At 59.5% G+C, this 23881-nt stretch carries 23 protein-coding genes; 10 read left to right on the forward strand and 13 right to left on the reverse strand.

Features of this window, described 5'->3' with window-relative positions:
- Genes ACMXYJ_RS01560 through folE2 form a run of 5 tightly spaced genes read right to left on the reverse strand, consistent with a single transcriptional unit; the run spans position 1 to position 3869 of the window.
- A complete protein-coding gene (locus ACMXYJ_RS01560) occupies positions 1-561 on the reverse strand; it encodes a DapH/DapD/GlmU-related protein (RefSeq protein ID WP_415758550.1) in 561 nt (186 codons plus the stop codon).
- Positions 558-1433: a metal ABC transporter substrate-binding protein gene (locus ACMXYJ_RS01565; RefSeq protein ID WP_415758551.1), complete on the reverse strand. Its 876-nt coding sequence runs from the start codon at positions 1431-1433 to the stop codon at positions 558-560. Before ACMXYJ_RS01565 ends, ACMXYJ_RS01560 begins: the two co-directional genes overlap by 4 nt.
- Positions 1434-1444: 11 nt before the next feature.
- On the reverse strand, positions 1445-2311 hold the full coding sequence (locus ACMXYJ_RS01570; RefSeq protein WP_415758552.1) for a metal ABC transporter permease: 867 nt from the start codon (positions 2309-2311) through the stop codon (positions 1445-1447).
- Complete coding sequence (locus tag ACMXYJ_RS01575) at positions 2311-2979, reverse strand: metal ABC transporter ATP-binding protein (RefSeq protein WP_415758553.1); 669 nt, start codon at positions 2977-2979, stop codon at positions 2311-2313. The genes ACMXYJ_RS01570 and ACMXYJ_RS01575 overlap by 1 nt, the downstream gene beginning before the upstream one ends.
- Positions 2976-3869 (reverse strand): GTP cyclohydrolase FolE2, encoded by an 894-nt coding sequence (folE2, locus tag ACMXYJ_RS01580; protein ID WP_415758554.1) that lies wholly within the window; start codon positions 3867-3869, stop codon positions 2976-2978. Before folE2 ends, ACMXYJ_RS01575 begins: the two co-directional genes overlap by 4 nt.
- Before the next feature lie 86 nt (positions 3870-3955).
- Between folE2 and ACMXYJ_RS01585 the strand changes: the two genes are divergently transcribed.
- Entirely contained in the window at positions 3956-5152 is a 1197-nt protein-coding gene (locus ACMXYJ_RS01585) for an N-acetylmuramoyl-L-alanine amidase (protein ID WP_415758555.1), read from the forward strand.
- On the opposite strand, the gene ACMXYJ_RS01590 is transcribed toward ACMXYJ_RS01585, so the two are convergent.
- Complete coding sequence (locus ACMXYJ_RS01590) at positions 5149-5526, reverse strand: glutamine synthetase (protein WP_415758556.1); 378 nt, start codon at positions 5524-5526, stop codon at positions 5149-5151. The two genes, ACMXYJ_RS01585 and ACMXYJ_RS01590, sit on opposite strands and share 4 nt — an antisense overlap.
- Before the next feature lie 143 nt (positions 5527-5669).
- Here ACMXYJ_RS01590 and zigA point away from each other — a divergent pair, with 143 nt between their 5' ends.
- Positions 5670-6878, forward strand: a complete 1209-nt coding sequence (gene zigA / locus ACMXYJ_RS01595; RefSeq protein WP_415758557.1) for a zinc metallochaperone GTPase ZigA — start codon at positions 5670-5672, stop codon at positions 6876-6878.
- Positions 6878-7528 (forward strand): DUF1826 domain-containing protein, encoded by a 651-nt coding sequence (locus ACMXYJ_RS01600; protein WP_415758558.1) that lies wholly within the window; start codon positions 6878-6880, stop codon positions 7526-7528. The genes zigA and ACMXYJ_RS01600 overlap by 1 nt, the downstream gene beginning before the upstream one ends.
- A gap of 4 nt (positions 7529-7532) precedes the next feature.
- Here ACMXYJ_RS01600 and ACMXYJ_RS01605 read toward each other — a convergent pair whose 3' ends face one another.
- Positions 7533-7889 carry an NADH:ubiquinone oxidoreductase gene (locus ACMXYJ_RS01605; RefSeq protein ID WP_415758559.1) on the reverse strand — a complete coding sequence of 119 codons (357 nt, stop codon included), beginning with the start codon at positions 7887-7889 and terminating at the stop codon, positions 7533-7535.
- 27 nt (positions 7890-7916) lie between these two features.
- On the opposite strand from ACMXYJ_RS01605, the gene ACMXYJ_RS01610 reads away from it, so the two are divergent.
- Entirely contained in the window at positions 7917-8888 is a 972-nt protein-coding gene (locus tag ACMXYJ_RS01610; RefSeq protein ID WP_415758560.1) for a CobW family GTP-binding protein, read from the forward strand.
- Between the two features lies 1 nt (position 8889).
- Here the strand turns inward: ACMXYJ_RS01610 and ACMXYJ_RS01615 are convergent, their stop codons facing one another.
- Positions 8890-9303 (reverse strand): DUF3301 domain-containing protein, encoded by a 414-nt coding sequence (locus ACMXYJ_RS01615; RefSeq protein ID WP_347803310.1) that lies wholly within the window; start codon positions 9301-9303, stop codon positions 8890-8892.
- Between the two features lie 120 nt (positions 9304-9423).
- Between ACMXYJ_RS01615 and pdxY the strand changes: the two genes are divergently transcribed.
- Positions 9424-10296, forward strand: coding sequence for a pyridoxal kinase PdxY (gene pdxY, locus ACMXYJ_RS01620; RefSeq protein ID WP_415758561.1), 873 nt, complete (start codon positions 9424-9426; stop codon positions 10294-10296).
- A 143-nt stretch (positions 10297-10439) separates the two neighbouring features.
- Here the strand turns inward: pdxY and ACMXYJ_RS01625 are convergent, their stop codons facing one another.
- Positions 10440-10922 carry an acyl-CoA thioesterase gene (locus tag ACMXYJ_RS01625; RefSeq protein ID WP_074872148.1) on the reverse strand — a complete coding sequence of 161 codons (483 nt, stop codon included), beginning with the start codon at positions 10920-10922 and terminating at the stop codon, positions 10440-10442.
- A gap of 205 nt (positions 10923-11127) precedes the next feature.
- On the opposite strand from ACMXYJ_RS01625, the gene ACMXYJ_RS01630 reads away from it, so the two are divergent.
- Positions 11128-12891 (forward strand): cation:proton antiporter, encoded by a 1764-nt coding sequence (locus ACMXYJ_RS01630; RefSeq protein WP_415758562.1) that lies wholly within the window; start codon positions 11128-11130, stop codon positions 12889-12891.
- A gap of 17 nt (positions 12892-12908) precedes the next feature.
- Here ACMXYJ_RS01630 and ACMXYJ_RS01635 read toward each other — a convergent pair whose 3' ends face one another.
- The 3 genes from ACMXYJ_RS01635 to uvrD all read right to left on the reverse strand — a co-directional run bounded on the left by ACMXYJ_RS01635 (position 12909) and on the right by uvrD (position 16817).
- On the reverse strand, positions 12909-13316 hold the full coding sequence (locus ACMXYJ_RS01635) for an SMI1/KNR4 family protein (protein ID WP_008156656.1): 408 nt from the start codon (positions 13314-13316) through the stop codon (positions 12909-12911).
- A 136-nt stretch (positions 13317-13452) separates the two neighbouring features.
- The gene (locus ACMXYJ_RS01640; RefSeq protein ID WP_033059623.1) at positions 13453-14325 is read right to left on the reverse strand and encodes a Tim44 domain-containing protein; all 873 of its coding nucleotides are present in this window, start codon (positions 14323-14325) and stop codon (positions 13453-13455) included.
- A 308-nt stretch (positions 14326-14633) separates the two neighbouring features.
- Positions 14634-16817 carry a DNA helicase II gene (uvrD, locus tag ACMXYJ_RS01645; protein WP_415758563.1) on the reverse strand — a complete coding sequence of 728 codons (2184 nt, stop codon included), beginning with the start codon at positions 16815-16817 and terminating at the stop codon, positions 14634-14636.
- A gap of 258 nt (positions 16818-17075) precedes the next feature.
- Here uvrD and ACMXYJ_RS01650 point away from each other — a divergent pair, with 258 nt between their 5' ends.
- The 3 genes from ACMXYJ_RS01650 to ACMXYJ_RS01660 all read left to right on the forward strand — a co-directional run bounded on the left by ACMXYJ_RS01650 (position 17076) and on the right by ACMXYJ_RS01660 (position 21367).
- Positions 17076-19949, forward strand: a complete 2874-nt coding sequence (locus ACMXYJ_RS01650; RefSeq protein WP_415758564.1) for an EAL domain-containing protein — start codon at positions 17076-17078, stop codon at positions 19947-19949.
- A 135-nt stretch (positions 19950-20084) separates the two neighbouring features.
- Positions 20085-20951, forward strand: coding sequence for a transcriptional regulator HexR (hexR, locus tag ACMXYJ_RS01655; RefSeq protein WP_008156648.1), 867 nt, complete (start codon positions 20085-20087; stop codon positions 20949-20951).
- 206 nt (positions 20952-21157) lie between these two features.
- Positions 21158-21367: a PA3496 family putative envelope integrity protein gene (locus ACMXYJ_RS01660; protein WP_415758565.1), complete on the forward strand. Its 210-nt coding sequence runs from the start codon at positions 21158-21160 to the stop codon at positions 21365-21367.
- Here the strand turns inward: ACMXYJ_RS01660 and ACMXYJ_RS01665 are convergent.
- On the reverse strand, positions 21309-22271 hold the full coding sequence (locus ACMXYJ_RS01665) for a LysR family transcriptional regulator (protein ID WP_415758566.1): 963 nt from the start codon (positions 22269-22271) through the stop codon (positions 21309-21311). The two genes, ACMXYJ_RS01660 and ACMXYJ_RS01665, sit on opposite strands and share 59 nt — an antisense overlap.
- Before the next feature lie 190 nt (positions 22272-22461).
- On the opposite strand from ACMXYJ_RS01665, the gene ACMXYJ_RS01670 reads away from it, so the two are divergent.
- Positions 22462-23877, forward strand: coding sequence for an acetyl-CoA carboxylase biotin carboxylase subunit (locus ACMXYJ_RS01670; RefSeq protein ID WP_046030798.1), 1416 nt, complete (start codon positions 22462-22464; stop codon positions 23875-23877).
- The last annotated feature ends 4 nt before the right edge of the window (positions 23878-23881 follow it).

Consider the following 23881-nt stretch of genomic DNA (forward strand, 5'->3'; position numbering starts at 1 on the left):
TCAGAACTCGTTCTGCAGGGCTTTGTAGCCGCGCACCAGGTCGACGTTGGTACGCGCCACGTCCTCGGAAAACTCCGAGGCGCTGACGCTCACCGGTGGGAACTGCGACAGATCGGTGTTCGGGCCGATGCGGGTGGTGGAGGGCACATAGAAGTCTTCGGGCAAGTCGCGACCGTCGACCACCGAGTTGTGCCGCACCACGCAACCGTCACCGACGGCGCAGTTGAACAGCACGCTGTTGAACCCGATAAACACCCGGTCGCCAACCTTGCACGGACCATGAACGATCGAGCGGTGTGCGATGGAACTGAACTCGCCGATGGTCACTGCCGCGCCGGACTTGGAGTGGATCACCACGCCATCCTGGATGTTCGAGTTGGCGCCGATGGTGATCGGCTCCATCTCGCCTGAGGCATCCACCTCATCAGCACGAATCACCGCGTAAGGACCGACGAAGACGTTCTCGCCGATCACCACTTTGCCGCAGATGATGGCGGTTTTATCCACGTAGGCAGATTCCGCTATCACCGGTAAATCACCGGAAGGATTCTTGCGGATCATGGCTTGCTCAACGCGTTGTACAGGGTGTTGAGGTTGTACTCGAACAACCCGACGAAGGTGCTGGCCGGACCGTTAGCCGCGAGCGCATCGGAATACAACGTGCCACCGATGTGCGCGCCGCTTTCATCGGCAATCTGCTTGAGCAGGCGTGCATCCTTGATGTTTTCCATGAACACCGCTTTGACCTTGGCCTGGCGAATCTGGGTGATCAGCGCAGCGACTTCAGCGGCTGACGGTTCGCGCTCGGTGGACAGGCCTTGAGGCGCCATGAAGTCGATGCCATAAGCCTGACCGAGATAACCGAAGGCGTCATGGGACGTCACGATTTTACGATTGCCCGGTGGCAGCGAACCGAGTTTGACCTTGGCTTCGGCAAGCAGCGCGTAGATCTGTTTCAGGTAGGCCTGACTGTTGCGTTCGTAGTCGGCTTTGTTCGTCGGGTCGGCGGCGATCAGCGCCTTGGTGATGTTGCTGATATACAGCTCAGCGTTCGCCAGATTGTGCCAAGCGTGCGGGTCGGGAATCGTCTCGCCATCTTCATCCAGGGAGCGCGGGATGACGCCGCGGCTCGCGCTGATCACCGGCGCTTTGGTCTCGGTGCTGGTCACCAGACGGTCCAGCCATGGCTCGAAACCCAAGCCGTTTTTGATGATGAGTTTGGCGTTGAGCAACGCCTTGGCATCGTCAGGTGTCGGCTCGTACGTGTGAGCATCGGCATCCGGGCCGACCATGTTGGTGATCTGGATATGGTCGCCGCCGACTTGATGGGTCATGTCGGCGAGGATGCTGAAACTGGTGACTACCTGAAGTTTCTCCGCAGCAGACAGCGACATCGACAGCAGCAAACTGAACACCACGAGTAAAACGCGCATCGGGTAACACCTCATTGGGATGTGAGCAAAGGCGGGCGCCGCAGCAAACCGTGCACCGGTCCGAACACCACGGACAGCAGATACAAACCGCCAGCCACCAGCACGATCGCCGGGCCACTGGGCAGCGAGAAGTAGAAGGACAGCAACAGTCCGAGCCACACCGAGAGGCAGCCGAGCAGAGCGGCGATGGCAATCAACGTCGGCAAGTGACGACTCCAGAAGCGCGACGCGGTGGCGGGCAACATCATCAATCCGACGACCATCAGTGCACCGATGGCCTGGAAACCGATCACCAGATTCAGCACCACCAGGGTTAGAAATACGCCGTGTGCCAGGGGACCAAGTCGGCTGACGGTTTGCAGAAAGAGTGGGTCGAGGGTGTCCAGCAACAGCGGTTTGTAGATGAACGCCATGGCGATCAGGCTGAAGCCGGAGACCCAGAGCATGCCCGTCAACGTCGGGCCATCGACCGCCAGTGCCGAGCCAAACAACAGGTGCAACAGGTCCAGACGTTTGCCGGCGATGCCGAGGATCAGCACACCGCAGGCAAGAGAGATCGGGTAGATCGCGGCGAGGCTGGCGTCTTCCCGCAGGCCGGTGCGACGGGTGATCCAGGCGGCGAGTCCGGCCATGCCGAGACCGGCACCGAGGCCGCCGATGGTCAGCGCCGGCAGACTCAATCCGGCGAACCAGAAACCCAATGCCGCCCCCGGCAGAATGCCGTGAGCCACCGCGTCGCCGATCAGGCTCATCCGTCGCAGGATCAGAAACACGCCCAAGGGTGCGGTGCTGCACGCCAGAACCAACCCGCCGAGAAGTGCTCGACGCATGAACACGAACTCGTGGAACGGTTGCCAAAGATGAGCGGCCGCGAGCATCAAGCCACCCGCGCTTGTGGTTGTTGATGGATCAGATCAACGCTCGATCCGAGGACGCAGCCGGTGCTTTTGATCAGCAACGTTTGAGGAATGTGTTGGCGAACGGCGGCCAGGTCATGGCACACGATCACTTGGGTTCGGCCCTCGGCATGCCAGACGTGAATGTGTTTCCAGAGCAGCGCTTGGCCGAGCTCGTCGAGGGCGGCGTGGGGTTCGTCGAGCAACAGCAGTGGCGAATCCGCGAGACTCAAACGGGCGAGCAGGGCACGTTGTAATTCGCCGCCGGACAAGGCCATCAACGGGCGCTGTTCCAGTCCACTCAGACACCAGTTTTCCAGCACGGCTTTGAGGCGTTGTCTGCGTATCTCGGGAGACTGCGTGCTACCCCAGAAACCGGCGGCCACTAACTCTTGCAAGCTGATGGGGAATTGGCGATCCAGGTGTTGTTGCTGTGGAAGGAACGAGAGGCTGCCCTTGCGTGGAACATCCAGGATGACTTTGCCGGTCAATGGTTTTTGCAACCCCGCGATGACTTTCAGCAGGCTGCTTTTACCCGAACCGTTCGCACCGATTACGGCGGTGAGACTTCCTTGGGCCAGTTCGAAATCCACGGGTGGAGTCAGTGGCTGGCCGGGTGCACCCCATCGCAAGGCTTGGCAATGAATCATGCGGCCTCCCAATTCCAGCGGCTTTCGGCTACCGCGTCGTGTGCGTGGAGGCTTTCCGCGTGGACGACTCGTAGGTGGAAGGCGTTGATGCCGGGGGAGCGTTTCAGGGCCAGGTTCAAACGTCGGGCGGCGTCTTCGCAGAACATCAGGTTCTGCCCGTTGGCCAGTGCGAAGGCTTGTTCGTCGGCGCGTTTTACGGCGGTTTGTACGGCGGTGCCGAGGGCCGCTTCGGCGTCGTTGATGATCGCGATCAGCGGCAAGTCATCCAGATAGTCGTCCAGTCGAAGCCGCAATTTCGCAGTGCTCCGTTGGCTGTGAGGCGTTGCGACGATGCCTTTTGTGGAGCCGAGCCAAGCCAAGACATCGGCGTGTTGCAGCGGCGTGTTGGCGAAGTCATCGACGAATTGCTGTTGAATCAACTGCCGGGAAAGCGCAGCTGAACAGGGACAGGTCGAGGAATAAGGCACCTCGATTTTTAGTTCCACGTGGAACATCGCGTTTTTCAAACGTGCTTCGATGCTTACTGGATAGGTTTTCCAGCCGGCCAATGGACTGACCAGCGCCGGTCTTTTGAGGAGTAAATCGGTGTGGATTTTTAAGTACGCGCTGTTGGACAGTCCCTCATGAGTCTCGAGAAAACGTTCCAAAACTCGCCGCATCAAGGCGGGTGTCAGGTTTTCTCGCTCAAGCATTTCCAGCGCCAAGTACAGCCGCGACATATGAATCCCGCGCGCCTCTCCATCGTCGAGGCTAACGCCCGCGTCGGCCTTTGCACTCATTCGTTGGCCATCGAATAAAACAGGAAGAGCAATGCCGCACATGCCCACCCACTCAAGTGGCAGGGCTTGGCGTGAGGCCTGCGCGGCAATATCCGGCAGAGACGCATTCATGAGCAGGTCCATCGTGGGAGTCGATGCCTTATGTTATGTTATTACATCTAAATCGACCATGCCTTTTTCATGAACAGGCTTTCATCATGCACAGACGTCATTTGCTAAATCTTATCCTGGCCAGCGCGGCCTTCGCTTTACCGCTAGGCGTCTCGGCCACTCAGATTCGTAATGCGCGGCTCTGGCGTTCGGATGACAAGTTGCGATTGGTGTTCGATCTGAGCGGGCCGGTGCAATACAAGACGTTTTCCCTGAGCGCTCCCGAACGGCTGATCATCGATCTGAGAGGTGCCAACCTCAGTGGCGATTTCAGTCAGTTGGCGCTCAGCAACACTGTGATTCGTTCGATCCGCTCTGGGCCCTTCAGGCAGGGCGATACGCGAATCGTCCTCGACCTCAGCGGCCCAGTGCAGCTCGCCAGTTTTTTGCTGCCGCCACAGGACGGTCAGGGACATCGACTGGTACTCGATCTGAAGACGGCTGCGCCGATACAAATGGCGGCTACGCCCGAAACGGCCATCGACAAGGCTCACCCCAAGCGCGACATCATCGTCGTGGTCGACCCCGGTCACGGCGGCAAAGACCCCGGCGCGGTCGGCGCCAAAGGTGAGCGTGAGAAAGACGTGGTGCTGTCCATCGCCCAGCTGTTGGCCAAACGGCTGAAACGCGAGAAGGGCTTCGACGTGAAACTGGTGCGCAACGACGACTTCTTCGTCCCGTTGCGCAAGCGTGTGGAGATCGCTCGCAAGCACAACGCCGACATGTTCATCTCGGTGCATGCCGATGCGGCGCCGCGTCTCACTGCGTCAGGCGCTTCGGTCTACTGCCTGTCCGAGGGTGGAGCAACCTCGGCGACGGCGCGTTTCATGGCGCAGCGTGAGAACGGCGCAGACCTGCTGGGCGCTACCAGCCTGCTCAATCTCAAGGACAAGGACCCGATGCTCGCCGGGGTCATTCTCGACATGTCGATGAACGCGACCCTTGCCGCCAGTTTGCAGTTGGGCAGTACGGTGCTCGGCAGTCTGGCGGGCATCACCACATTGCATCAGAAGCGTGTGGAACAAGCGGGATTTGCGGTGCTGAAATCGCCGGATGTGCCGTCGATCCTGGTAGAAACCGGCTTCATCTCCAACGCTCGTGACAGTCAGCGACTGGTCACCGCGCGTCACCAGCAGGCCGTAGCCGATGGCTTGTTCGAAGGTTTACAGCGCTATTTCCAGAAAAATCCGCCGGTAAACAGCTACATCGCTTGGAAGCAGGAGCAGAAGAAATCCCAGGCCTAACATCCCGTAATTCGGCTACAGGTGAACTTGCCGCTACTGCCACCGGAGCTGGAAAACCGATTGATCGTGGTCCAGCCGACGCGACGGTTGTAGCCGACCCAGGCCTCGCCATCGGAAGCGAGCCCAGTGAAGAACGTGAGTTGTTCGTAGCGACTGTTGGTCTGCGCCCAATGGCGTTTTCCGGCCGCTTCGAAGCCCCGCAGATAGATCGTGCTGCCGACGGTGTTGACGCTGTAGGCGTTGCCGTCGCCATCCACGCAGGCCAGCAGATTGGCGCTTCGGGTGCATTTGGCCAGGCTCGGGATCTGCGCCCAGGCATCGACAGCGACCAGCAGCGAAACGCTCATCAGCGTTATTTTCAGGGCTACACGCATAGGATTTCTCACGGACCGAACGGGCTTGAGCATCGTGCTCTTTGTCATCGTGGGCAAGAGGAGAGTGGCTTGATTGTGTTGTTATACTATAACATCAAGTTAAGCCCGACACTGCGACCGGGCATCCTTGTGAGGAATACCTGATGCCCAATCGTCTCCCCGTCACCGTCCTGTCAGGCTTTCTCGGCGCTGGTAAAAGCACGCTGCTCAACTACGTGCTGCGCAATCGCGACAACCTGCGCGTCGCCGTGATCGTCAATGATATGAGCGAAATCAACATCGATGGCGGCGAAGTCCAGCGCGATGTCACCCTGAATCGCGCGGAAGAAAAACTGGTGGAGATGAGCAATGGCTGCATTTGCTGCACCTTGCGCGAAGACTTGTTGGAAGAGGTGAGCAAACTCGCCAAGGAGGGGCGTTTTGATTATTTATTGATCGAATCCACCGGCATTTCCGAGCCACTGCCCGTGGCGGAAACCTTCACCTTCCGCGATGAAGAAGGGCAGAGCCTGGCCGATATCGCCCGGCTCGACACCATGGTCACCGTGGTCGATGGCATGAACTTCCTGCTCGACTATCAGGCCGCCGAAAGTCTCGCTTCCCGTGGTGAAACCTTGGGCGAGGAGGACGAACGCTCGATCACCGACCTGTTGATCGAGCAGATCGAATTCGCCGACGTGATTCTGATCAGCAAGATCGACTTGATCAGCAGCAGCGAACGCCAGGAGTTGATCGCGATCCTTGAGCGGCTTAACGCCCAGGCGGAAATCATCCCGATGGTCATGGGCGAAATTCCCTTGGAGAAGATCCTCAATACCGGTCGTTTCGACTTCGAGAAGGCCGCTCAGGCGCCGGGCTGGTTACAGGAACTACGTGGCGAACACGTGCCGGAAACCGAGGAATACGGCATCGCCTCGACAGCCTACCGAGCACGCCGACCGTTTCATCCGCAGCGCTTTTTCAGCTTCATCGACCGCCCGTGGGTGAACGGCAAACTACTGCGCTCCAAGGGCTTCTTCTGGCTGGCCAGCAAGCACATGGACGCCGGTAGCTGGTCCCAGGCCGGTGGATTGATGCGCCATGGTTTCGCCGGACGCTGGTGGCGTTTCGTGCCGAAAACCCAGTGGCCGCAGGACGAAGAAAGCACCGCCGGGATCATGGAAAACTGGACCGCAACCAGCGGCGATTGCCGCCAGGAACTGGTGTTCATCGGCCAGAACATGGACTTCGCGCAACTCACCAGCGAGCTCGACAATTGCCTGCTGACCGACGATGAAATGGCGCTGGGCGTCGAGGGCTGGCGATTGATGCCAGACCCATTTGGCCCGTGGCACGAAGAGGAGGCAGCCTGATGTTGGCACCCAGTCTGAAACTGCGGCCGATCATTTATCAGGTTCAAGGTGAGACGCCGAAAGCGCTGACCCGAATACTGGATGACGGCGTAAACCTCGCCGTTTGGCAGCGCCAACTGCCGGCGCACATCGCTGATTTCGGGCGTTTGCTGCTGTCACTGAATGAGCCGCTGGCCGAGTCGCTGGTCCTGGAACTGCCCCGCGATGACACCGAGCCCAACCTTCACGGATTGGCCTCAGGTTTCAGTGATCTCGAAGGTTACGAAGGTTTCATCGCCGACGTCTCCTGGCTGGTCAGTGCTTTCGCCTGTTTGCTGGGCGCCAAGCGTGTCGGCCTGCGCCTGCGAGTCCTGGACAAGGCCATGTGCCCGCGTTTTCACGTCGATCATGTGCCGGTGCGGCTGATCACCACGTATTGCGGGATCGGCAGCCAGTGGCTGAAGGAAGGTGCGATGGATCGCCGACAACTGGGTAAAGCCGAAGCCGAACCCCAGGACGGTCCGCTGATCGAGCAGATCGTCAGCGGCGAAGTCGCGTTGCTCAAAGGCGAGAAATGGCATGGCAACGAAGGTTTCGGCCTTATTCACCGCTCGCCACAGCTTGCGTCCGGGGAGCGGCGGTTGATCCTGACGCTCGACTGGCTAAGCTAGCGGCTCACGGCTTGAGCCAGGTTCCCTGGCTCTGGGCTTCGCAAAACGGCTTCAAATACGCCGCATCCGTGGCTACGCCGTAATAGTGAATATCCTGTCGGTAAGGCATATTGGCGACTTGGGCGTTGTTGCACACGCCGAACGCGCCGGTGGGGCATTGGTCGACGTACTGCACCTCGACTTTCTGGCCGGGAAGGTTCGGCTGGCAGAAACCATCGGCGAACAGTTTTTCCGGGATGTTGCGGTTCTGCTGGCAGACTTTCACGTCGAGTCGCGCAGCCGTGCTATGTACCACGCAAGCCTGGGCCAGCGCGTCGCCAGATATGAGCGCCAAGAGCACCGACAACCCCATCAACCGCATCGTTTACCTCCTCAGAAAACTTCGACCATGTTGCAGAATATTCCCACGCACGTCATTGCTGGTCCCTTGGGTGCCGGCAAGACCAGCCTGATCAAGCACCTGCTGGCGCAGCGGCCGGCGAATGAGCGTTGGGCGGTGCTGATCAACGAGTTCGGCCAGATCGGCCTCGACGCTGCGTTGCTGACCCGGGACGCCGATGGTATCGCACTGGGTGAAGTGGCCGGGGGCTGTTTGTGTTGCGTAAATGGTGCGCCGTTTCAGATCGGTCTCGGGCGTTTGCTGCGCAAGGCGCGGCCGGACCGACTGTTTATCGAACCCTCCGGGCTGGGGCATCCGGCGCAATTGCTCAGGCAGTTGAGTGAGGCGCCGTGGCAAGGCGTGTTGGCTGTTCAACCCTGCGTGCTGGTGCTGGACGCCCAGGCACTTGCTGCCGGCAAACCGCTGCCGGTTGCGCAACAGGAAGCGCTCAAGAGCGCCGGGCTGTTGCTGATGAATAAAGCCGAAAACATCGACGACGCTGATCGCCAGCGAATCGCCGCCCAGTTGCCGACGCGTCCGTTGTATTGGACGCAGCAAGCCGCGTTGCCATTGAGTGAGTTACCAGGGCTTGGGGTTCAGGCCGTAGCGGGTGTGGATAACTTCGTTGCGCCCAAAGGATTGGCGCAGTTGCCGGCCATCTGGACCGATCCTGCGCTGCCAATTTGCTTGAGCCAGGAACAGGAGGGTGGCTGGAGTGTTGGGTGGCGCTGGCATCCAAGTCAGACTTTCGATGCGACGCTTCTTAGCCGTTGGCTTGAAAGCCTTGCCTGGCGGCGGGCGAAGCTGGTTATCCACAGCCTCGACGGTTGGGTTTCGGCGAATGCGCTGGAAAACTCGGTGCTGGACTGGCAGCCCAGCGAATGGCGGCGTGATTCGCGAATCGAGCTGATTTTCAGTGAGCCGCAGGATGTTGATTCATTGCAAAGAGAGCTAACCGACTGCCGGTCGAGCCCGACTTGAATCAAGGACGCCATTTAGTGTGTTCTTGCCGCCACTGGCTCATCTCGATGACCTCAGCGCGCGGTTTCACTACATCGGCCACCGCAGGCGTGTCGTCGAACGGCATCGGGTAGGGCGCCAGCTCAATCTGCGCACTGTGGGCGCCAAACTGGGTGATGGTGCCGTTGTGACGGCTTTCACCGGTCACGGTGAATTCGAAGTTATACACACGGGCGAGGCGCCGCCGGTCGTTTGCGTCTTTAATGAACGCGATCTTCTTCAAGGCCACGTTGCCGTCCAGCAGCTCGATTCCGAGCTTTGCGCAATGCAGCTTGACCCGCTCCAGCGCACGCTCGCGCAAGCCATGGTTGTGCCACAGCCACGCGCCACCGGTGGCAAGCAGCATCAGGACGAAGATATTTCCAAGGGTCAGCATCAACACGTTGCTCCAACAAGATAGTGTCAGCTTAACTGCGTCGCCGGTCTGTCGTACAGGCTGTGTTTAGTCGCATACTGCGCGGCTTGAATTTCAATCGTTTGACGGAAAACTCACCGCATGAAACGTACGCCCCATCTGCTCGCCATCCAGTCCCACGTGGTGTTCGGCCACGCTGGCAACAGCGCCGCGGTTTTCCCGATGCAGCGGGTCGGGGTGAATGTCTGGCCGCTCAATACGGTGCAGTTCTCCAACCACACCCAGTACGGCCAGTGGGCCGGTGAAGTGCTGGCGCCGCATCAGATTCCCGACCTGATCGAGGGCATCGCGGCGATTGGCGAGCTGGGCAACTGCGACGCCGTATTGTCCGGCTATCTCGGCAGTGCTGCCCAAGGCCGGGCGATCCTGACAGGTGTGGCGCGGATCAAGTCGATGAATCCCAAGGCACTGTATCTGTGTGATCCGGTGATGGGCCATCCGGAGAAGGGTTGCAGCGTGCCTGCGGAAGTCAGCGATTTCCTGCTGGAGGAGGCGGCTGCCGTGGCGGACTTCATGTGCCCGAACCAGCTGGAGCTGGACAGTTTTTCGGGGCGCAAGCCGCAATCGTTGTTCGATTGCCTGGCCATGGCGCGAGCGTTGCTGGCGCGCGGTCCGAAGGCTGTGCTGGTCAAGCATCTGGACTATCCCGGTAAACCGGCGGATGTTTTCGAGATGTTGCTGGTGACGGCTGAAGACAGCTGGCATCTGCGCCGTCCGCTGCTGGCGTTCCCGCGTCAGCCGGTGGGCGTCGGCGACCTGACCTCCGGATTGTTTCTGGCTCGCGTTCTGTTGGGCGATAGCCTGGTGGCGGCTTTTGAATTCGCTGCGTCGGCGGTGCATGAAGTGCTGCTGGAAACCCAGGCGTGCTCCAGCTATGAGCTGGAACTGGTACGGGCTCAGGACCGGATCGCCCACCCGCGCGTGCGGTTCGAGGCGACGGCGATCAGTCTCTGATCGGCGTAGACCCCATCGCGAGCAAGCTCGCTCCCACACAGATCTTCAGTGGACACAGAAATTGTGTCCGTCGTAGATCACTTGTGGGAGCGAGCTTGCTCGCGATGACTCACTCAAAAACCCCATCAAACTGACTGAACAGCTCAGGCGTCGCCCTTGATGTCCTGATAGCGCTTTTCCAGTTCCTGACGAATCTGCCGACGTTGCTGGGCCTGCATGAAGCGGCGTTTGTCTTCGCTGTTCTGCGGTTGCAGTGGCGGGACAGCAGCCGGTTTGCGGTCGTCATCCACTGCGACCATGGTGAAGAAGCAGCTGTTGGTATGGCGCACCGAGCGCTCGCGGATGTTCTCGGTCACGACCTTGATGCCCACCTCCATGGAGGTGTTGCCGGTGTAGTTCACCGAGGCCAGAAAGGTCACCAGTTCGCCGACATGAATCGGCTCGCGAAAAATCACCTGGTCCACCGACAGGGTCACTACGTAGCGGCCGGCATAGCGGCTGGCGCACGCGTAGGCCACTTCGTCGAGGTATTTGAGCAAGGTACCGCCGTGGACATTGCCAGAGAAGTTGGCCATGTCGGGGGTCATCAATACCGTCATCGACAGTTGTGCGTTTCCGGGTTCCATAGCGTTCTCACGGTTCAAGGCAGAATTTCGGGAGGGCGGCACCTCTGCGGGGGCCTCGTCAGCTTTTTCAAACCAACAGTTATCGGGACGCCGGGCAGGTGGCTGCCGTCACGCCCGTTTCGATCTGTTTCCATATATTGCACCGCCTTTGCAGTGCAAGTCCCGGTGTTAACCTCCAAAAGTCCCCCTTAAGGAGCCCCACGCCATGCATGCCATCAGTTTTATTCAAGATCTGGCAGTGATCATGTTGATCGCAGGTGTGGTGACCGTGCTGTTTCATCGCTTCAAACAACCGGTGGTACTCGGCTACATCGTCGCCGGTTTCATCATCGGTCCGCACACCCCGCCGTTCAGCCTGATCCACGATGAAGAAACCATCAAAACCCTTGCCGAACTCGGGGTGATTTTCCTGATGTTCTGCCTGGGCCTGGAGTTCAGCCTGCGCAAGCTGTTCAAGGTCGGCGCCACGGCGTTCATTGCGGCGTTCCTGGAAATCGTGCTGATGATCTGGATCGGCTACGAGATCGGTCGCTGGTTCGACTGGAACACCATGGACTCGCTGTTCCTCGGTGCGATCCTGGCGATTTCCTCAACCACCATCATCGTCAAGGCACTCAACGATCTGAAGATGAAGAACGAGCGCTTCGCACAGCTGATTTTCGGCGTGCTGATCGTTGAAGACATCCTTGGCATCGGCATCATCGCCTTGCTGTCGAGCATCGCGGTCAGCGGCACGGTCAGTTCCGGCGAAGTGTTTTCCACGGTCGGCAAGCTCTCGCTGTTCATGATCGTCGCACTGGTCATCGGCATCCTGCTGGTGCCGCGATTGCTGGCCTACGTGGCGAAGTTCGAAAGCAATGAAATGCTGCTGATCACAGTATTGGGGCTGTGTTTCGGCTTCTGTTTGCTGGTGGTCAAACTTGAGTACAGCATGGTGCTCGGTGCCTTCCTGATTGGCGCGATCATGGCTGAGTCCCGGCAATTGCTGAAAATCGAGCGCTTGATCGAACCGGTTCGCGATCTGTTCAGCGCGATCTTCTTTGTCGCCATTGGGCTGATGCTCGATCCTATGATCCTGCTGCAATATGCATGGCCGATTGCGGTGATCACCGTGGCCGTGGTGCTGGGCAAGATGTTTTCTTGCGGCCTTGGCGCCTTTATCGCTGGCAATGATGGACGCACCTCACTTCGCGTCGGGATGGGGCTTTCGCAGATTGGCGAGTTTTCTTTCATCATCGCGGCGCTAGGCATGACGTTGCAGGTCACCAGCAACTTTCTTTACCCGGTCGCCGTAGCCGTCTCGGTGATCACCACGTTGCTGACGCCTTACCTGATCCGCGCGGCTGATCCGCTGTCGATCAAGCTTGCCGCGGTGATGCCGAAGCGACTGGGCAGGGTATTGGGGATGTACGGCGAATGGCTGCGCAGCATCCAGCCTCAGGGCGAGGGCGTGCTGTTGGCGTCGATGATTCGGCGGATTCTGTTGCAGGTGGGCGTCAATCTGGCGCTGGTGATTGCGATCTTCTTCTCGGGCGCTTATTTCGCCGAGCGCATGTCCGCATACCTGCAAGACTGGATCAGTGACCCGAGCTGGCAGAAAGCGTTGATTTGGGGTGGGGCGTTGCTGTTGTCGCTACCGTTCCTGATCGCCGCCTATCGCAAGCTCAAGGCGCTCTCGATGCTGTTGGCGGAGATGGGCGTGAAGCCGGAGATGGCCGGCCGCCACACGCAACGAGTGCGTCGGGTGATCGCCGAAGTGATCCCGATCCTCTCGCTGCTGGTGATTTTCCTGCTGCTGGCAGCCTTGTCGGCCAGTATTCTGCCGACCAACAAGTTGCTGGTGCTGATCGTCGTCGTCGCGGCCGCTGTAGCGGCACTGCTCTGGCGCTGGTTCATCCGCGTGCACACGCGGATGCAGGTGGCGTTGCTCGAAACATTGGACAACCACAAGGATTCGTCCGGGCATTAACCCTGTGGCGCGTCGTCTTAGCTTTCCAGCCAGACGTCCCGCGCCCAGTGCCACACCGATTCCCAGGTTTCTTCGGCGATCAGCTCTTCTTCGGCCAACCACAGCACCACGGTGCCGTCTTCTTCGACCAGGTAGTAGTTGTCACCGTCCTGGCAGATCGGAATCATGCTGCGATCAACACCCGCATCCCAGGCGTTGGCGGCAACGTCCGGCAGGTAGGTGTGGGATTGCGGGTCGGTAACGGTTACCGGTTCCAGGCTGCCGTAGACGACGTCGCTGACGGTCAGCAAAAACTCTCTGAAGACAAACGGGATGTCGATGAACAGCTGTTCTTCGATTTCCACCAGTTGATCTTCGTCGGGCAACTCCAAGGGGACCGGTACCGGTTCGTTGGCTTCACGCAGTTGTTCGATGATTTCTTCCACGTCCGGGATCCTCTTGCTTGATGGCGCGGTTTAGTTGGGGCGGTTTATACAGTAGCTCGCTATAGATGCAACCGCGAAATAGAAAACCCCAGCCGAGGCTGGGGTTTTTATTACAACATGCTTAACGCGGGAGGGATCAGCCGTTCTGGCGGATACCAGCGACCAGCCAAGGCTGGTTCTCGCCCTGCGGACGTTCCATGTTCCAGCTTTCGCTGAACACTTCGCCCTGGTCGAAACGCGAGGTCTTCGACACACCGGTGAAGGTCAGGGTGGCGATGGTCTTGTCGGCGCGATCATCCACGCCGTCCAGTTGAACATTGAGGTTATCAATGTAGGTGGACTGGAAACCGTCGCCCAGATCGGCACGTTCGCGCTTGAGGAACTCCAGCAGTTGCGGGGTCACGAACTCGGCGATCTTGTCCATTTCGTTGGCGTCCCAGTGCTGCTGCAGGGACTGGAAGTGGTTGCGGGCCGCTTCAATGAAGTTCTTCTCATTGAACCAGGCCGGAGCATTGATTACCGGACGAGCGGCAACCGGTGCTGCCGAGCCGCCGAAGATCGAACCCATGGCCGCTGGCTTCTGCTCGAATACTTCACGCTGCATCGGTGCGCCAGCTGGAGCCATGTGCTCTTGCTGCTTGCGACGACGAGCGGCGATGAAGCGGAAGATCAGGAAGGCGATGACCGCCATGATCAGGATGTCGAAGATCTGCATGCCCTGGAAGCCGCCGCCCATGAACATGGAGGCCAACAGGCCACCGGCCGCGATACCGGCCAGAGGGCCGAGCCAGCGCGAAGCACCGCCGGCCTTGGCGGCAGCGCCAGCGGCACCGGCCGCGCCCGCAGTGGCGGCAGCGCCACCTGCGGCAGAAGAAGGAGCCATTTGGCTGGTCTGGTGAGTCGGCGCAGCGCCGGAGCTCTTGCCGCCACCAAAGCGCTTGGCGTTGGCGTCGAGGCTCATCGTCAGGCCAATGCACAACGCCATGGCGATGCTAAGAAAACGTTTCATAAAGGGAATTCCCATTTGTGGATGGCACGCGCGCCATGTTGCACAGCTGAAGTGTTACTGGCTAGCGGCAGAGTGTTTCGGGCTTTTGCCTGACAGGTTGCGTTCAGCTTCAGTCAGCGCAACAAGGCCTGTTAACTTTGGTCCGTAGGACGAGTGGATTAGTTCTGTAGGAAGGGTGTCCGGTCGGATGAACCCTGTGGGAGCGAGCTTGCTCGCGATGAACGATGACGCGGTATTCCTGATACACCGCGTCGGCGCTATCGCGAGCAAGTCGAATCGTCGCTCCCACATTGAATCACTGGTGGGTTTTAGATCGCTTCCAGCTTGGCGTAACCCAGCATCAGCCACTTGCTGCCTTCGCTGAAGTTCACCTGCACCCGAGCCTGAGCCCCGGCACCTTCGAAGTTCAGGATCACGCCGTCACCAAACACCGAATGCCGTACAGCCTGGCCGAGGCTGAAGCCGGTGTCCGGGATCTCGCTACCGCCAAACAGGCTGCTGGAGCTCTGCTGCTGGCCACCGCCGAACGGACGGCTGACGCTGTTGGACAGCCGCACTTCCTGGATCAGGCCTTTCGGCACTTCACGTACGAAACGCGACACCTTGTTGTAGGTCTCGCTGCCGTACAGGCGTCGGGTTTCAGCATAGGTCATCACCAGGTTCTGCATCGCTCGGGTGATACCGACGTAGGCCAGACGGCGCTCCTCTTCAAGACGACCCGGTTCTTCAAGGCTCATCTTGTGCGGGAACAGGCCTTCTTCCATGCCCACCAGGAACACGTAAGGGAATTCCAGGCCCTTGGCGCTGTGCAACGTCATCAGCTGAACGCTGTCTTCGTGCTCGTCAGCCTGAGTGTCACCGGCCTCCAGCGACGCGTGACCGAGGAACGCCGCCAATGGCGTCAGGTCTTCGTCTTCTTCAGCGTTTTCGAAGTTGCGCGCGGCGCTGACTAGTTCCTCAAGGTTTTCTACCCGAGCCTGGCCTTTCTCGCCTTTTTCCGCTTCGTGATAGGCGATCAGCCCGGACTGCTCGATGACGGTCTGGGTCATCAGATGCAGCGGCATTTCCATGCACTTGGCAGCGAGGTTCTCGATCAACTCGATAAATGCACCGAGCGCGCCAGCAGCGCGACCGGTCAGGCCTTTATTGGCGACCAGCAAGCGCATGGCTTCCCACATCGACACATCGCTGTGACGGGCATGGTCGCGAATGGCTTCGACGGTTTTCTCACCAATGCCACGGGCCGGAACGTTGATCACCCGCTCCAGCGCTGCATCGTTGCCGCGACCTTCCAGCAAACGCAGGTAGGCCATGGCGTTTTTGATTTCTGCCCGTTCGAAGAAGCGCTGACCGCCATAGATGCGGTACGGAATGCGCTCACGCAACAAGGCTTCTTCCAAAACGCGCGATTGGGCGTTGGAGCGGTACAAAATCGCAATATCGCTGCGGGCCAAGCCGGTTTTCAGCGCGCTTTCGATGGTTTCCACCACGTAACGTGCTTCATCGTGTTCGTTGAACGCGGCGTACAGGTTGATCGCTTCGCCTTCGCCGCCGTCGGTCCACAGCTCTTTGCCCATGCGCCCGGTATTGTTGGCGATCAGGGCGTTGGCCGCTTTGAGGATACCGGCGGTGGAGCGGTAGTTCTGCTCCAGACGAATGGTTTCGGCATCTGGAAAATCGTCGGAATACTGATAGATGTTTTCGATTTTCGCGCCGCGCCAGCCGTAGATCGACTGATCGTCGTCGCCGACCACCATCAGGCTGTCGCCGCCCTTGGCCAGCAACCGCAACCAGGCGTACTGCACGGCGTTGGTGTCCTGGAACTCGTCCACCAAAATGTGCCGGAAGCGCTTCTGATAGTGCGCCAGCAGGCCAGGATGATCGCGCCACAGGTCGAGGGCGCGCAGCAGCAATTCGGAGAAGTCGATTACGCCAGCGCGCAGGCACGCAGCCTCATAGGCTTCATAAATGCTGCGCATGGTCGCCAGGAACAGATCGCCGCTGGCTTGAATGTGTTGCGGACGCAGACCTTCGTCTTTCTGCCCGTTGATAAACCACTGGGCCTGACGGGCCGGCCAGCGTTGTTCGTCCAGGCCCAGCTCGCGGATCACCCGCTTGACCAGTCGTTGCTGGTCGTCGCTGTCGAGAATCTGGAAAGTCTGGCTCAGGCCGGCTTCCTGCCAGTGCGCCCGCAGCAAGCGGTGCGCCAGGCCGTGGAAGGTGCCGACCCACATGCCGGCCGGGTTGATACCCATCAGCTGCTCGATGCGATGGCGCATCTCGGCAGCGGCCTTATTGGTGAAGGTCACCGACAGGATGGAGTGGGGCGAGGCGTTTTCGACCTGGATCAACCAGGCGATACGGTGCACCAGCACTCGGGTTTTACCGGAACCAGCACCGGCCAGGACCAACTGACGACCCACGCGGGCAGCTACGGCCTGGCGTTGGGCATCGTTGAGGGGGTTCAGCAGAAGGGAGAGATCATCGCGCATCGGGGCATTCTAGGGTGCGCCGTCACACCGGGCAAACCGAGCTTTGCATTAGCCGATGAAAGAAGCACGGATGACGACCGGTCGGTCACTGGCTGCAGGCGTTGGCGGGGCTCGCTTGGCTGCTTTTACACAGGGGCCAGGCAGTCGATACTTTGGTCTATTTATGATCTGGAGCAGTTTGGTCCGGGCATTTGCTTGTGTATGCTCCGTCGACGTTTCGGGCGCATGCTCACCATTATAAGAACAAGAACATTGCCTATGACCCTCAGCACCGACCTGTCGGGCCCCGTTGTGGAGCCCCGGGTTATCCGCAAACAGTACGCCATGGAAATGGCGGTCGAACGCACGCGTCTGCTTTATCAGGGCTCATTGCTGCCCACATTATTCATGTTGATCAATGGTCTGGTCTGCGCTGGCTTGCTTTGGAGTCCGCAGCGTTACTTCCTGGTCAGCGTCTGGCTGGTGTGGCTGTTGTCGCTGGTGGCGTTGCGGGTGATTCAAGTCGCGGCCTTCGATTCGGCGATACCCAATCGTCAGGCCCATCCGATCTGGCGTCGCATGTTTCTACTGGGTTCGGCCATGACCGGCCTGACCCTGGCCGGCGCCGGCATTGCGCTGGTACCCGCCGATAACTTCATGCAACAAGCCTGGGTGTTCGGCCTGATCGGCGCCGCAGCGCTTTCGGCCAGCGTTGCCTACGCGGTCAGCCTGCCGGCGTTCCTGTCCTTTACCTTGCCCTGTCTGTTGCCGGCCATCGGCTATCTGTTCTGGGGCGGCGATGAACAGAGTCAGGGCTGGGGCTGGTTTGGTCTGATTTTACTGGGTGCGTTGAGTGTGGTCGCCTGGCAGGTCAATCGGCTCATCGATAGCGGACTGTTGCGGCGCTTCCAGAATCAGGCACTGATCGAGCATTTACAGCAAGCTCAAAGCTGCAGCGACCAGCTCAATCAAAAGCTGGCCAAGGAAATCGACCAGCGCCGTCGTGCTGAAGACGAGCTACGTCAAATTCAGATCGAGCTGGAAAGCCGTGTTGCCCAGCGCAGCCTGGAGCTGGACGCTGCCAATCAGGCCCTGAGCAAGAGTGAAGCGCGTCTCGCCCTGGCGTTGAAGGCCAGTGAACTCGGGTTGTGGGACTGGAACCTGCAAACCGACGAAGTCCATCACACCCATCTTCAGGAGCTGTTCGGCCTGGAGCCGGAATTCGTGACGGCGATGCTTCGCCACCTCAAGCCGCGCCTGCACCCTGATGACTTGCCGTCGCTCAAACGTGCACTGGTCGAGCATTTGAAGGGCCGCAGCGAGGACTACCAGATTGAGTACCGCGTGCGCCACGGCGATGGCCATTGGGTCTGGATCGAAGACCGTGGCCGAGCGGTTGAGCGCGGCGAAAATGGCCGGGTGATCCGCATGGTCGGCACCCGTCGCGACATCAGCGTCAGCAAGGCTCTGGAGGAGCAACGGCAACTGGCCGCGACGGTGTTCGAAGCCGCCAGCGAAGGTATCGTGATTTTCGATCCGAATTACGCGTTGATCGCGGTTAATCAGGCCTTCAGCCGAGTCACTGGCTATGACATTGAAGACATGATCGGACGCAACGTGGTCGAGTTGGCTTGCAGCCGCGATGCCCGCCGCCACTACGCGGCGATTCATCAGGCGCTGGAGCAGCACGGCAGTTGGCAGGGCGAGCTGGTAGAAACCCGCAAGAATGGCGAGTTGTATCCGCAATGGTTGCAACTGAACGCTGTGCGCGATGCTCGGGGAAATGTGAGCCATATCGTGGGCTTCTTCGCCGATCTATCGGCTCGGCGCGAATCCGAAGAACGCATGCGTTACCTGACGCATTACGACGAATTAACGGGGCTGGCTAACCGTTCTCTGTTCCGCGAACGGCTAAGCGAAGCTCATCAGCGGGTGCGCCAGGGCGGCCACCGCAGTCTGGCGTTGCTGCACATCAATCTGGATCGTTTCAAGCTGCTCAATGACAGCCTTGGCCATGAAATCGCCGACCAGCTCTTGCAGAAAATGGCTCGGCGGCTGGTGAATGCGTTGCCTGAAGCAGACACCATCGCTCGCTTGTCCGGCGATGAGTTTGCCGTGTTGTTCAATGCCTACGGCAACCTGTCGAGCCTGGCGCGGGTGGCGACCCGACTGTCGACCAAGCTGCGCTTGCCGATCACTGTCGACGGCCATGAACTGGTGGTTAGCGCGTCCATGGGCATCAGTATGTTGCCGGACAACGCGCGAGAAATTTCCGCGCTGGTCCATCAGTCAAATATGGCCATGCAGCACGCCAAGCATCTGGGCGGAAATAACTTCCAGTTCTACACCGACAGCCTGCAAGCCAGCACGCTGGAGCGCTTGCAGCTGGAAAATCAGCTGCGTAAGGCCATCGAAGAGAAGCAGCTGAAGGTGTTTTATCAACCGAAGTTGTGCCTCGCCACGGGCCGACTGAATGCCGCCGAGGCGCTGGTGCGCTGGGATCACCCGACCATGGGCCGTGTGCCGCCGGGGGACTTCATCGGCCTGGCCGAGGAAACCGGGTTGATCGGCCCGATCGGCGAGTTCGTGCTGCGTCAGGCTTGCTGGCAAGCCTGTGAGTGGCAGCGTCAGGGACTTGAACCGATACGGGTGTCGGTCAATCTGTCGGTGCATCAATTGCGTCAGGGCAAACTGGTCAGCCTGGTGCGTCAGGTGCTGGAAGAAACCGGTCTGGCGCCGCACTACCTGGAGTTGGAACTCACCGAAAGTCAGTTGCTGGACAGCGTCGAGCACATCATCGCGACCTTCCAGCAATTGCGTGATTTGGGGGTTAAGTTGGCGATTGATGACTTCGGCACCGGGTATTCGTCCCTGAGCTACCTCAAACGCATCCCGGTGGATTACGTGAAGATCGATCAGGCATTTATCCGCGGTCTGGGGGAGGGCAGCGAGGATGCGGCGATCACCCGGGCAATCATTGCCATGGCGCACGGCCTGTCGCTCAAAGTGGTGGCCGAGGGTGTGGAGCGGGCAGAGCAGTTGGCGTTTTTGAAAGCCGAGCACTGCGATGAGGTGCAGGGCTATTTGATTAGCCGCCCGGTCGAGGCCGATGGCCTGGCGGCGCTGTTGCGTGCGGACGCGAAACCCTTGTAAGGGCTACATGGAGCGCATGTGGCGTGAAATGGGGACATCGAGTTACGCATTGAGCAGGCAAAAAGCCGATTCATGTAGTATAACTACAAGCGTGCTACATCCCCGGCACCTGCCAATAACAAAGAGTCCAGCCCTTTGAATCTGCTGCAACACATCGCCCAGTCACGCCACCTCTTACGCAAGTCGGAGCTCAAGGTCGCCGACCACGTGCTGCTCGATCCTGCGGCGGTGATGCACAGCTCCATGGCCGACCTGGCCCACAACGTGGGCATCAGCGAGCCGACCATCGTGCGGTTTTGCCGCGCCATCGGTTGCTCCGGTTTCCAGGATTTGAAGCTGAAGCTGGCGCAGAGCCTGGCTGCCGGCGCGAGTTTTGGTCAGTTCGCGATTCATGAAGACGACTCGGTCGCTGATTACAGCCTGAAAATCTTCGACACCACCCTGCACACCCTGATGGAGGTTCGCGAGAAGCTCGATCCGGTGGAGTTGCAGCGTGCTGTATCGCTCATGTCACAGGCCCAGCGAGTCGAGTTCTATGGCTTTGGTGCGTCGGGTGCAGTGGCGGCCGATGCCCAGCACAAGTTCTTCCGTTTGTTGCTGACGGCGGCGGCGTATTCCGACCCGCACATGCAGGCGATGTCGGCGGTCACGTTGAAACCGACCGACGTGGCGATCTGTATTTCCCAGTCCGGCCGTTCCAAAGATTTGCTGATCACCGCCAATCTGGTGCGCGAAAGCGGCGCTTCGCTGATTACCTTGTGCCCGAGCCAGACACCATTGGCCGAACTGTCGACCGTCAACCTGGCGATCGATGTGCACGAAGACACCGAGATCTATACGCCGCTGACCTCGCGCATTGCCCACCTGGTGGTGATCGACGTGTTGGCGATGGGCGTGGCCATGGCGCGCGGGCCGAGCCTGGTCAATCACCTCAAGAGCGTCAAGCGCAGCCTGCGTAGCTTGCGGCTGTCACCTAAATCGGTCAAAGCGCTGGACGACTGACGTCGTCGTAAGGTCGTTCCGACCTTAATCGCCGGCAAGCCGGTCTCGCTCCCACATTGGAATGCGTTCCCCCTGTGGGAGCGAGCCTGCTCGCGATGGCGTCCTCGAAAACGCCGAAGATTCACATCCCTGTAACCCGCCCGCCGCCAAACCGTCATCCCTCGCGCCTATCTTGAAACTCCCGTAATCGCCTTGGGAGACTCGAAATGGCCCAGCCCTACGAAGAACGCAACAGCGCCGTCAGAACCCGTCGTCAGCAGGAAGACCAGCGCCGCATGGAATTTCGCCGCGCTATCGAAGATCGCTGCGAACGTCGCCAGCTGCTGGCCGACATCGGTGATTTCCCTGAGCTGGAGCTCAACTACTGGCAGGCGGCACCGACAACTTCCCGTCGAAACGCTCAACCAGCACGCTGATCTGCACCCGCTCGCTGCGAATAAACGCAAGGAACGCGTGCGCCACCGGTGACAGCCGTTTTGCCTTGGCTTGCACCAGGCACCAGCTGCGGTACAGCGGCAGCTCTTCGACCGGCAACTCAATCAATCCGCCGGTCGCCAACTCAAGGTTCAGGGCGTGACGCGTCAACAGCGCCACGCCCAGACCCGCCAGCACACATTCACGCTGGGCTTCGGCTGACGAGACTTCCTGGGTCTGGTTGAAGTGCACGCGCTTCTCTTTGAAATATTCTTCGCACGCCAGCCGCGTCCCGGAGCCGGATTCGCGCATCAGCAGTGTGTAGGGTTCAAGATCTTGCAAACGCAGCGGGCCCATGTGGCACAGCGGATGGTCCGGTGGCGCCACGGCAACGATCGGGTTGTTGAGGAATGGCAAGAACTCCAGCCCCATGTCCTGCGGCACCATGGACATGATCACCAGGTCGTCGCGGTTGTCCGACAGTCGTCGAATGACCTGCCCGCGATTGACCACCGTCAGTTGCAGGTTTACTTCCGGATGCTGGCGCTTAAACGCTGCAAACAGGTGCGGCACGAAATACTTGGCGCTGGATTCCACCGCCAGTTTCAGCTGTCCTTGCAGCGATCCCTGCATGTCTGAAAGCTGCATATCGAGGTTTTCCAGGCGTCCGAAAATGTCCCGGCTGGCGCGTTGAAGGGCTTCGGCTGCCTCAGTCATGTAGAGCTTTTTGCCGACGTAATCGAACAACGGCTGACCAATCAGCTCTTCAAGTTGACGAATCTGAAGGCTCACGGCAGGTTGTGTGAGAGACATTTCATCGGCTGCTCGGCTGTATGACCGTAAATCACAGACTTCATTAAAGATCTGTAATTGACGCAATGTCATACGCATCAAAGACTTACGCATTTTATAGACACTCTCGCCGCAGGCTGATGCGCCAACTATAAGTCTTTACTTATGGCTGACCCAATAATTAATCATTTTTGTTAATCCCTTGTGAGGGCTAGTGTGGGGCTGCGACTGAATCGAAACATTTGGTCACGCGTCGACCTGGTCTAGCAGGTCGTGGGTACCACCGGCTCAAGGGAACCTCCAAGTGATAAAAAAGATCCTGATCGCCAACCGTGGTGAGATTGCCGTACGAATCGTACGTGCCTGCGCCGAGATGGGCATTCGCTCGGTCGCGATCTATTCCGACGCCGACCGCCATGCGTTGCATGTGAAGCGTGCGGACGAGGCCCACAGCATCGGCGCCGAGCCACTGGCCGGCTACCTGAATGCGCGCAAGCTGGTGAATCTGGCAGTAGAAACCGGTTGCGATGCGCTGCACCCCGGCTACGGTTTCCTCTCGGAAAACGCTGAACTGGCAGATATCTGCGCCGAGCGCGGCATCAAGTTCATCGGTCCATCGGCTGAAGTGATTCGCCGCATGGGCGACAAGACCGAAGCCCGTCGCAGCATGATCAAGGCTGGCGTACCCGTCACCCCGGGGACCGAAGGCAACGTCGCGGATATCGCCGAAGCCTTGGTTGAAGGCGACCGCATCGGTTATCCGGTGATGCTCAAGGCGACTTCCGGTGGCGGTGGCCGTGGTATCCGTCGCTGCGACAGCCGGGAAGAACTTGAACAAGCATTCCCACGGGTTATTTCCGAAGCCACCAAGGCTTTTGGTTCGGCGGAAGTGTTCCTGGAAAAATGCATCGTCAATCCAAAACACATCGAAGCGCAGATCCTCGGCGACAGCTTTGGCAACGTGGTGCATTTATTCGAGCGTGATTGCTCGATCCAGCGTCGCAACCAGAAGCTCATCGAGATCGCCCCGAGCCCGCAACTGACCCCGGAACAGCGCGCCTACATCGGCGACCTGTCGGTGCGCGCAGCCAAAGCCGTGGGTTACGAGAACGCCGGCACCGTGGAGTTCCTGCTCGCCGAAGGCGAGGTGTACTTCATGGAGATGAACACCCGGGTGCAGGTGGAACACACCATCACCGAAGAAATCACCGGCATCGACATCGTTCGCGAGCAGATTCGCATCGCGTCCGGCCTGCCGCTTTCGGTGAAACAGGAAGACATCCAGCACCGCGGTTTCGCGCTGCAATTCCGGATCAACGCCGAAGACCCGAAAAACAACTTCCTGCCGAGCTTCGGCAAGATCACCCGTTATTACGCGCCCGGCGGCCCCGGCGTGCGCACCGACACGGCGATCTACACCGGTTACACCATTCCGCCGTTCTACGACTCAATGTGCTTGAAGCTGGTGGTCTGGGCGCTGACCTGGGAAGAGGCGATGGACCGTGGCTTGCGCGCCCTCGACGACATGCGACTGCAAGGGGTCAAGACCACCGCCGCGTACTACCAGGAAATTCTGCGTAACCCGGAATTCCGTAGCGGCCAGTTCAACACCAGCTTCGTTGAAAGCCACCCTGAACTGACCAACTACTCGATCAAGCGCAAACCCGAAGAGCTGGCCCTGGCCATCGCCGCCGCCATCGCCGCCCACGCAGGCCTGTGAGGAA

Source organism: Pseudomonas arabinosi, assembly GCF_047758675.1.
GTDB lineage: Bacteria > Pseudomonadota > Gammaproteobacteria > Pseudomonadales > Pseudomonadaceae > Aquipseudomonas > Aquipseudomonas arabinosi.

Excerpts from the sequence above, each read along its gene's own strand:
- ACMXYJ_RS01630 (WP_415758562.1), top strand. The coding sequence starts at position 11,128 with ATGCATGCCATCAGTTTTATTCAAGATCTGGCAGTGATCATGTTGATC.
- ACMXYJ_RS01600 (WP_415758558.1), top strand. The coding sequence starts at position 6,878 with ATGTTGGCACCCAGTCTGAAACTGCGGCCGATCATTTATCAGGTTCAA.
- ACMXYJ_RS01625 (WP_074872148.1), bottom strand. The coding sequence starts at position 10,922 with ATGGAACCCGGAAACGCACAACTGTCGATGACGGTATTGATGACCCCC.
- ACMXYJ_RS01560 (WP_415758550.1), bottom strand. The coding sequence starts at position 561 with ATGATCCGCAAGAATCCTTCCGGTGATTTACCGGTGATAGCGGAATCT.
- ACMXYJ_RS01650 (WP_415758564.1), top strand. The coding sequence starts at position 17,076 with ATGACCCTCAGCACCGACCTGTCGGGCCCCGTTGTGGAGCCCCGGGTT.
- ACMXYJ_RS01660 (WP_415758565.1), top strand. The coding sequence starts at position 21,158 with ATGGCCCAGCCCTACGAAGAACGCAACAGCGCCGTCAGAACCCGTCGT.
- pdxY (WP_415758561.1), top strand. The coding sequence starts at position 9,424 with ATGAAACGTACGCCCCATCTGCTCGCCATCCAGTCCCACGTGGTGTTC.
- ACMXYJ_RS01575 (WP_415758553.1), bottom strand. The coding sequence starts at position 2,979 with ATGATTCATTGCCAAGCCTTGCGATGGGGTGCACCCGGCCAGCCACTG.
- ACMXYJ_RS01615 (WP_347803310.1), bottom strand. The coding sequence starts at position 9,303 with ATGCTGACCCTTGGAAATATCTTCGTCCTGATGCTGCTTGCCACCGGT.
- ACMXYJ_RS01585 (WP_415758555.1), top strand. The coding sequence starts at position 3,956 with ATGCACAGACGTCATTTGCTAAATCTTATCCTGGCCAGCGCGGCCTTC.
- folE2 (WP_415758554.1), bottom strand. The coding sequence starts at position 3,869 with ATGAATGCGTCTCTGCCGGATATTGCCGCGCAGGCCTCACGCCAAGCC.
- ACMXYJ_RS01565 (WP_415758551.1), bottom strand. The coding sequence starts at position 1,433 with ATGCGCGTTTTACTCGTGGTGTTCAGTTTGCTGCTGTCGATGTCGCTG.
- ACMXYJ_RS01605 (WP_415758559.1), bottom strand. The coding sequence starts at position 7,889 with ATGCGGTTGATGGGGTTGTCGGTGCTCTTGGCGCTCATATCTGGCGAC.
- ACMXYJ_RS01590 (WP_415758556.1), bottom strand. The coding sequence starts at position 5,526 with ATGCGTGTAGCCCTGAAAATAACGCTGATGAGCGTTTCGCTGCTGGTC.
- zigA (WP_415758557.1), top strand. The coding sequence starts at position 5,670 with ATGCCCAATCGTCTCCCCGTCACCGTCCTGTCAGGCTTTCTCGGCGCT.
- ACMXYJ_RS01570 (WP_415758552.1), bottom strand. The coding sequence starts at position 2,311 with ATGCTCGCGGCCGCTCATCTTTGGCAACCGTTCCACGAGTTCGTGTTC.
- ACMXYJ_RS01640 (WP_033059623.1), bottom strand. The coding sequence starts at position 14,325 with ATGAAACGTTTTCTTAGCATCGCCATGGCGTTGTGCATTGGCCTGACG.
- uvrD (WP_415758563.1), bottom strand. The coding sequence starts at position 16,817 with ATGCGCGATGATCTCTCCCTTCTGCTGAACCCCCTCAACGATGCCCAA.
- ACMXYJ_RS01665 (WP_415758566.1), bottom strand. The coding sequence starts at position 22,271 with ATGCGTAAGTCTTTGATGCGTATGACATTGCGTCAATTACAGATCTTT.
- ACMXYJ_RS01610 (WP_415758560.1), top strand. The coding sequence starts at position 7,917 with ATGTTGCAGAATATTCCCACGCACGTCATTGCTGGTCCCTTGGGTGCC.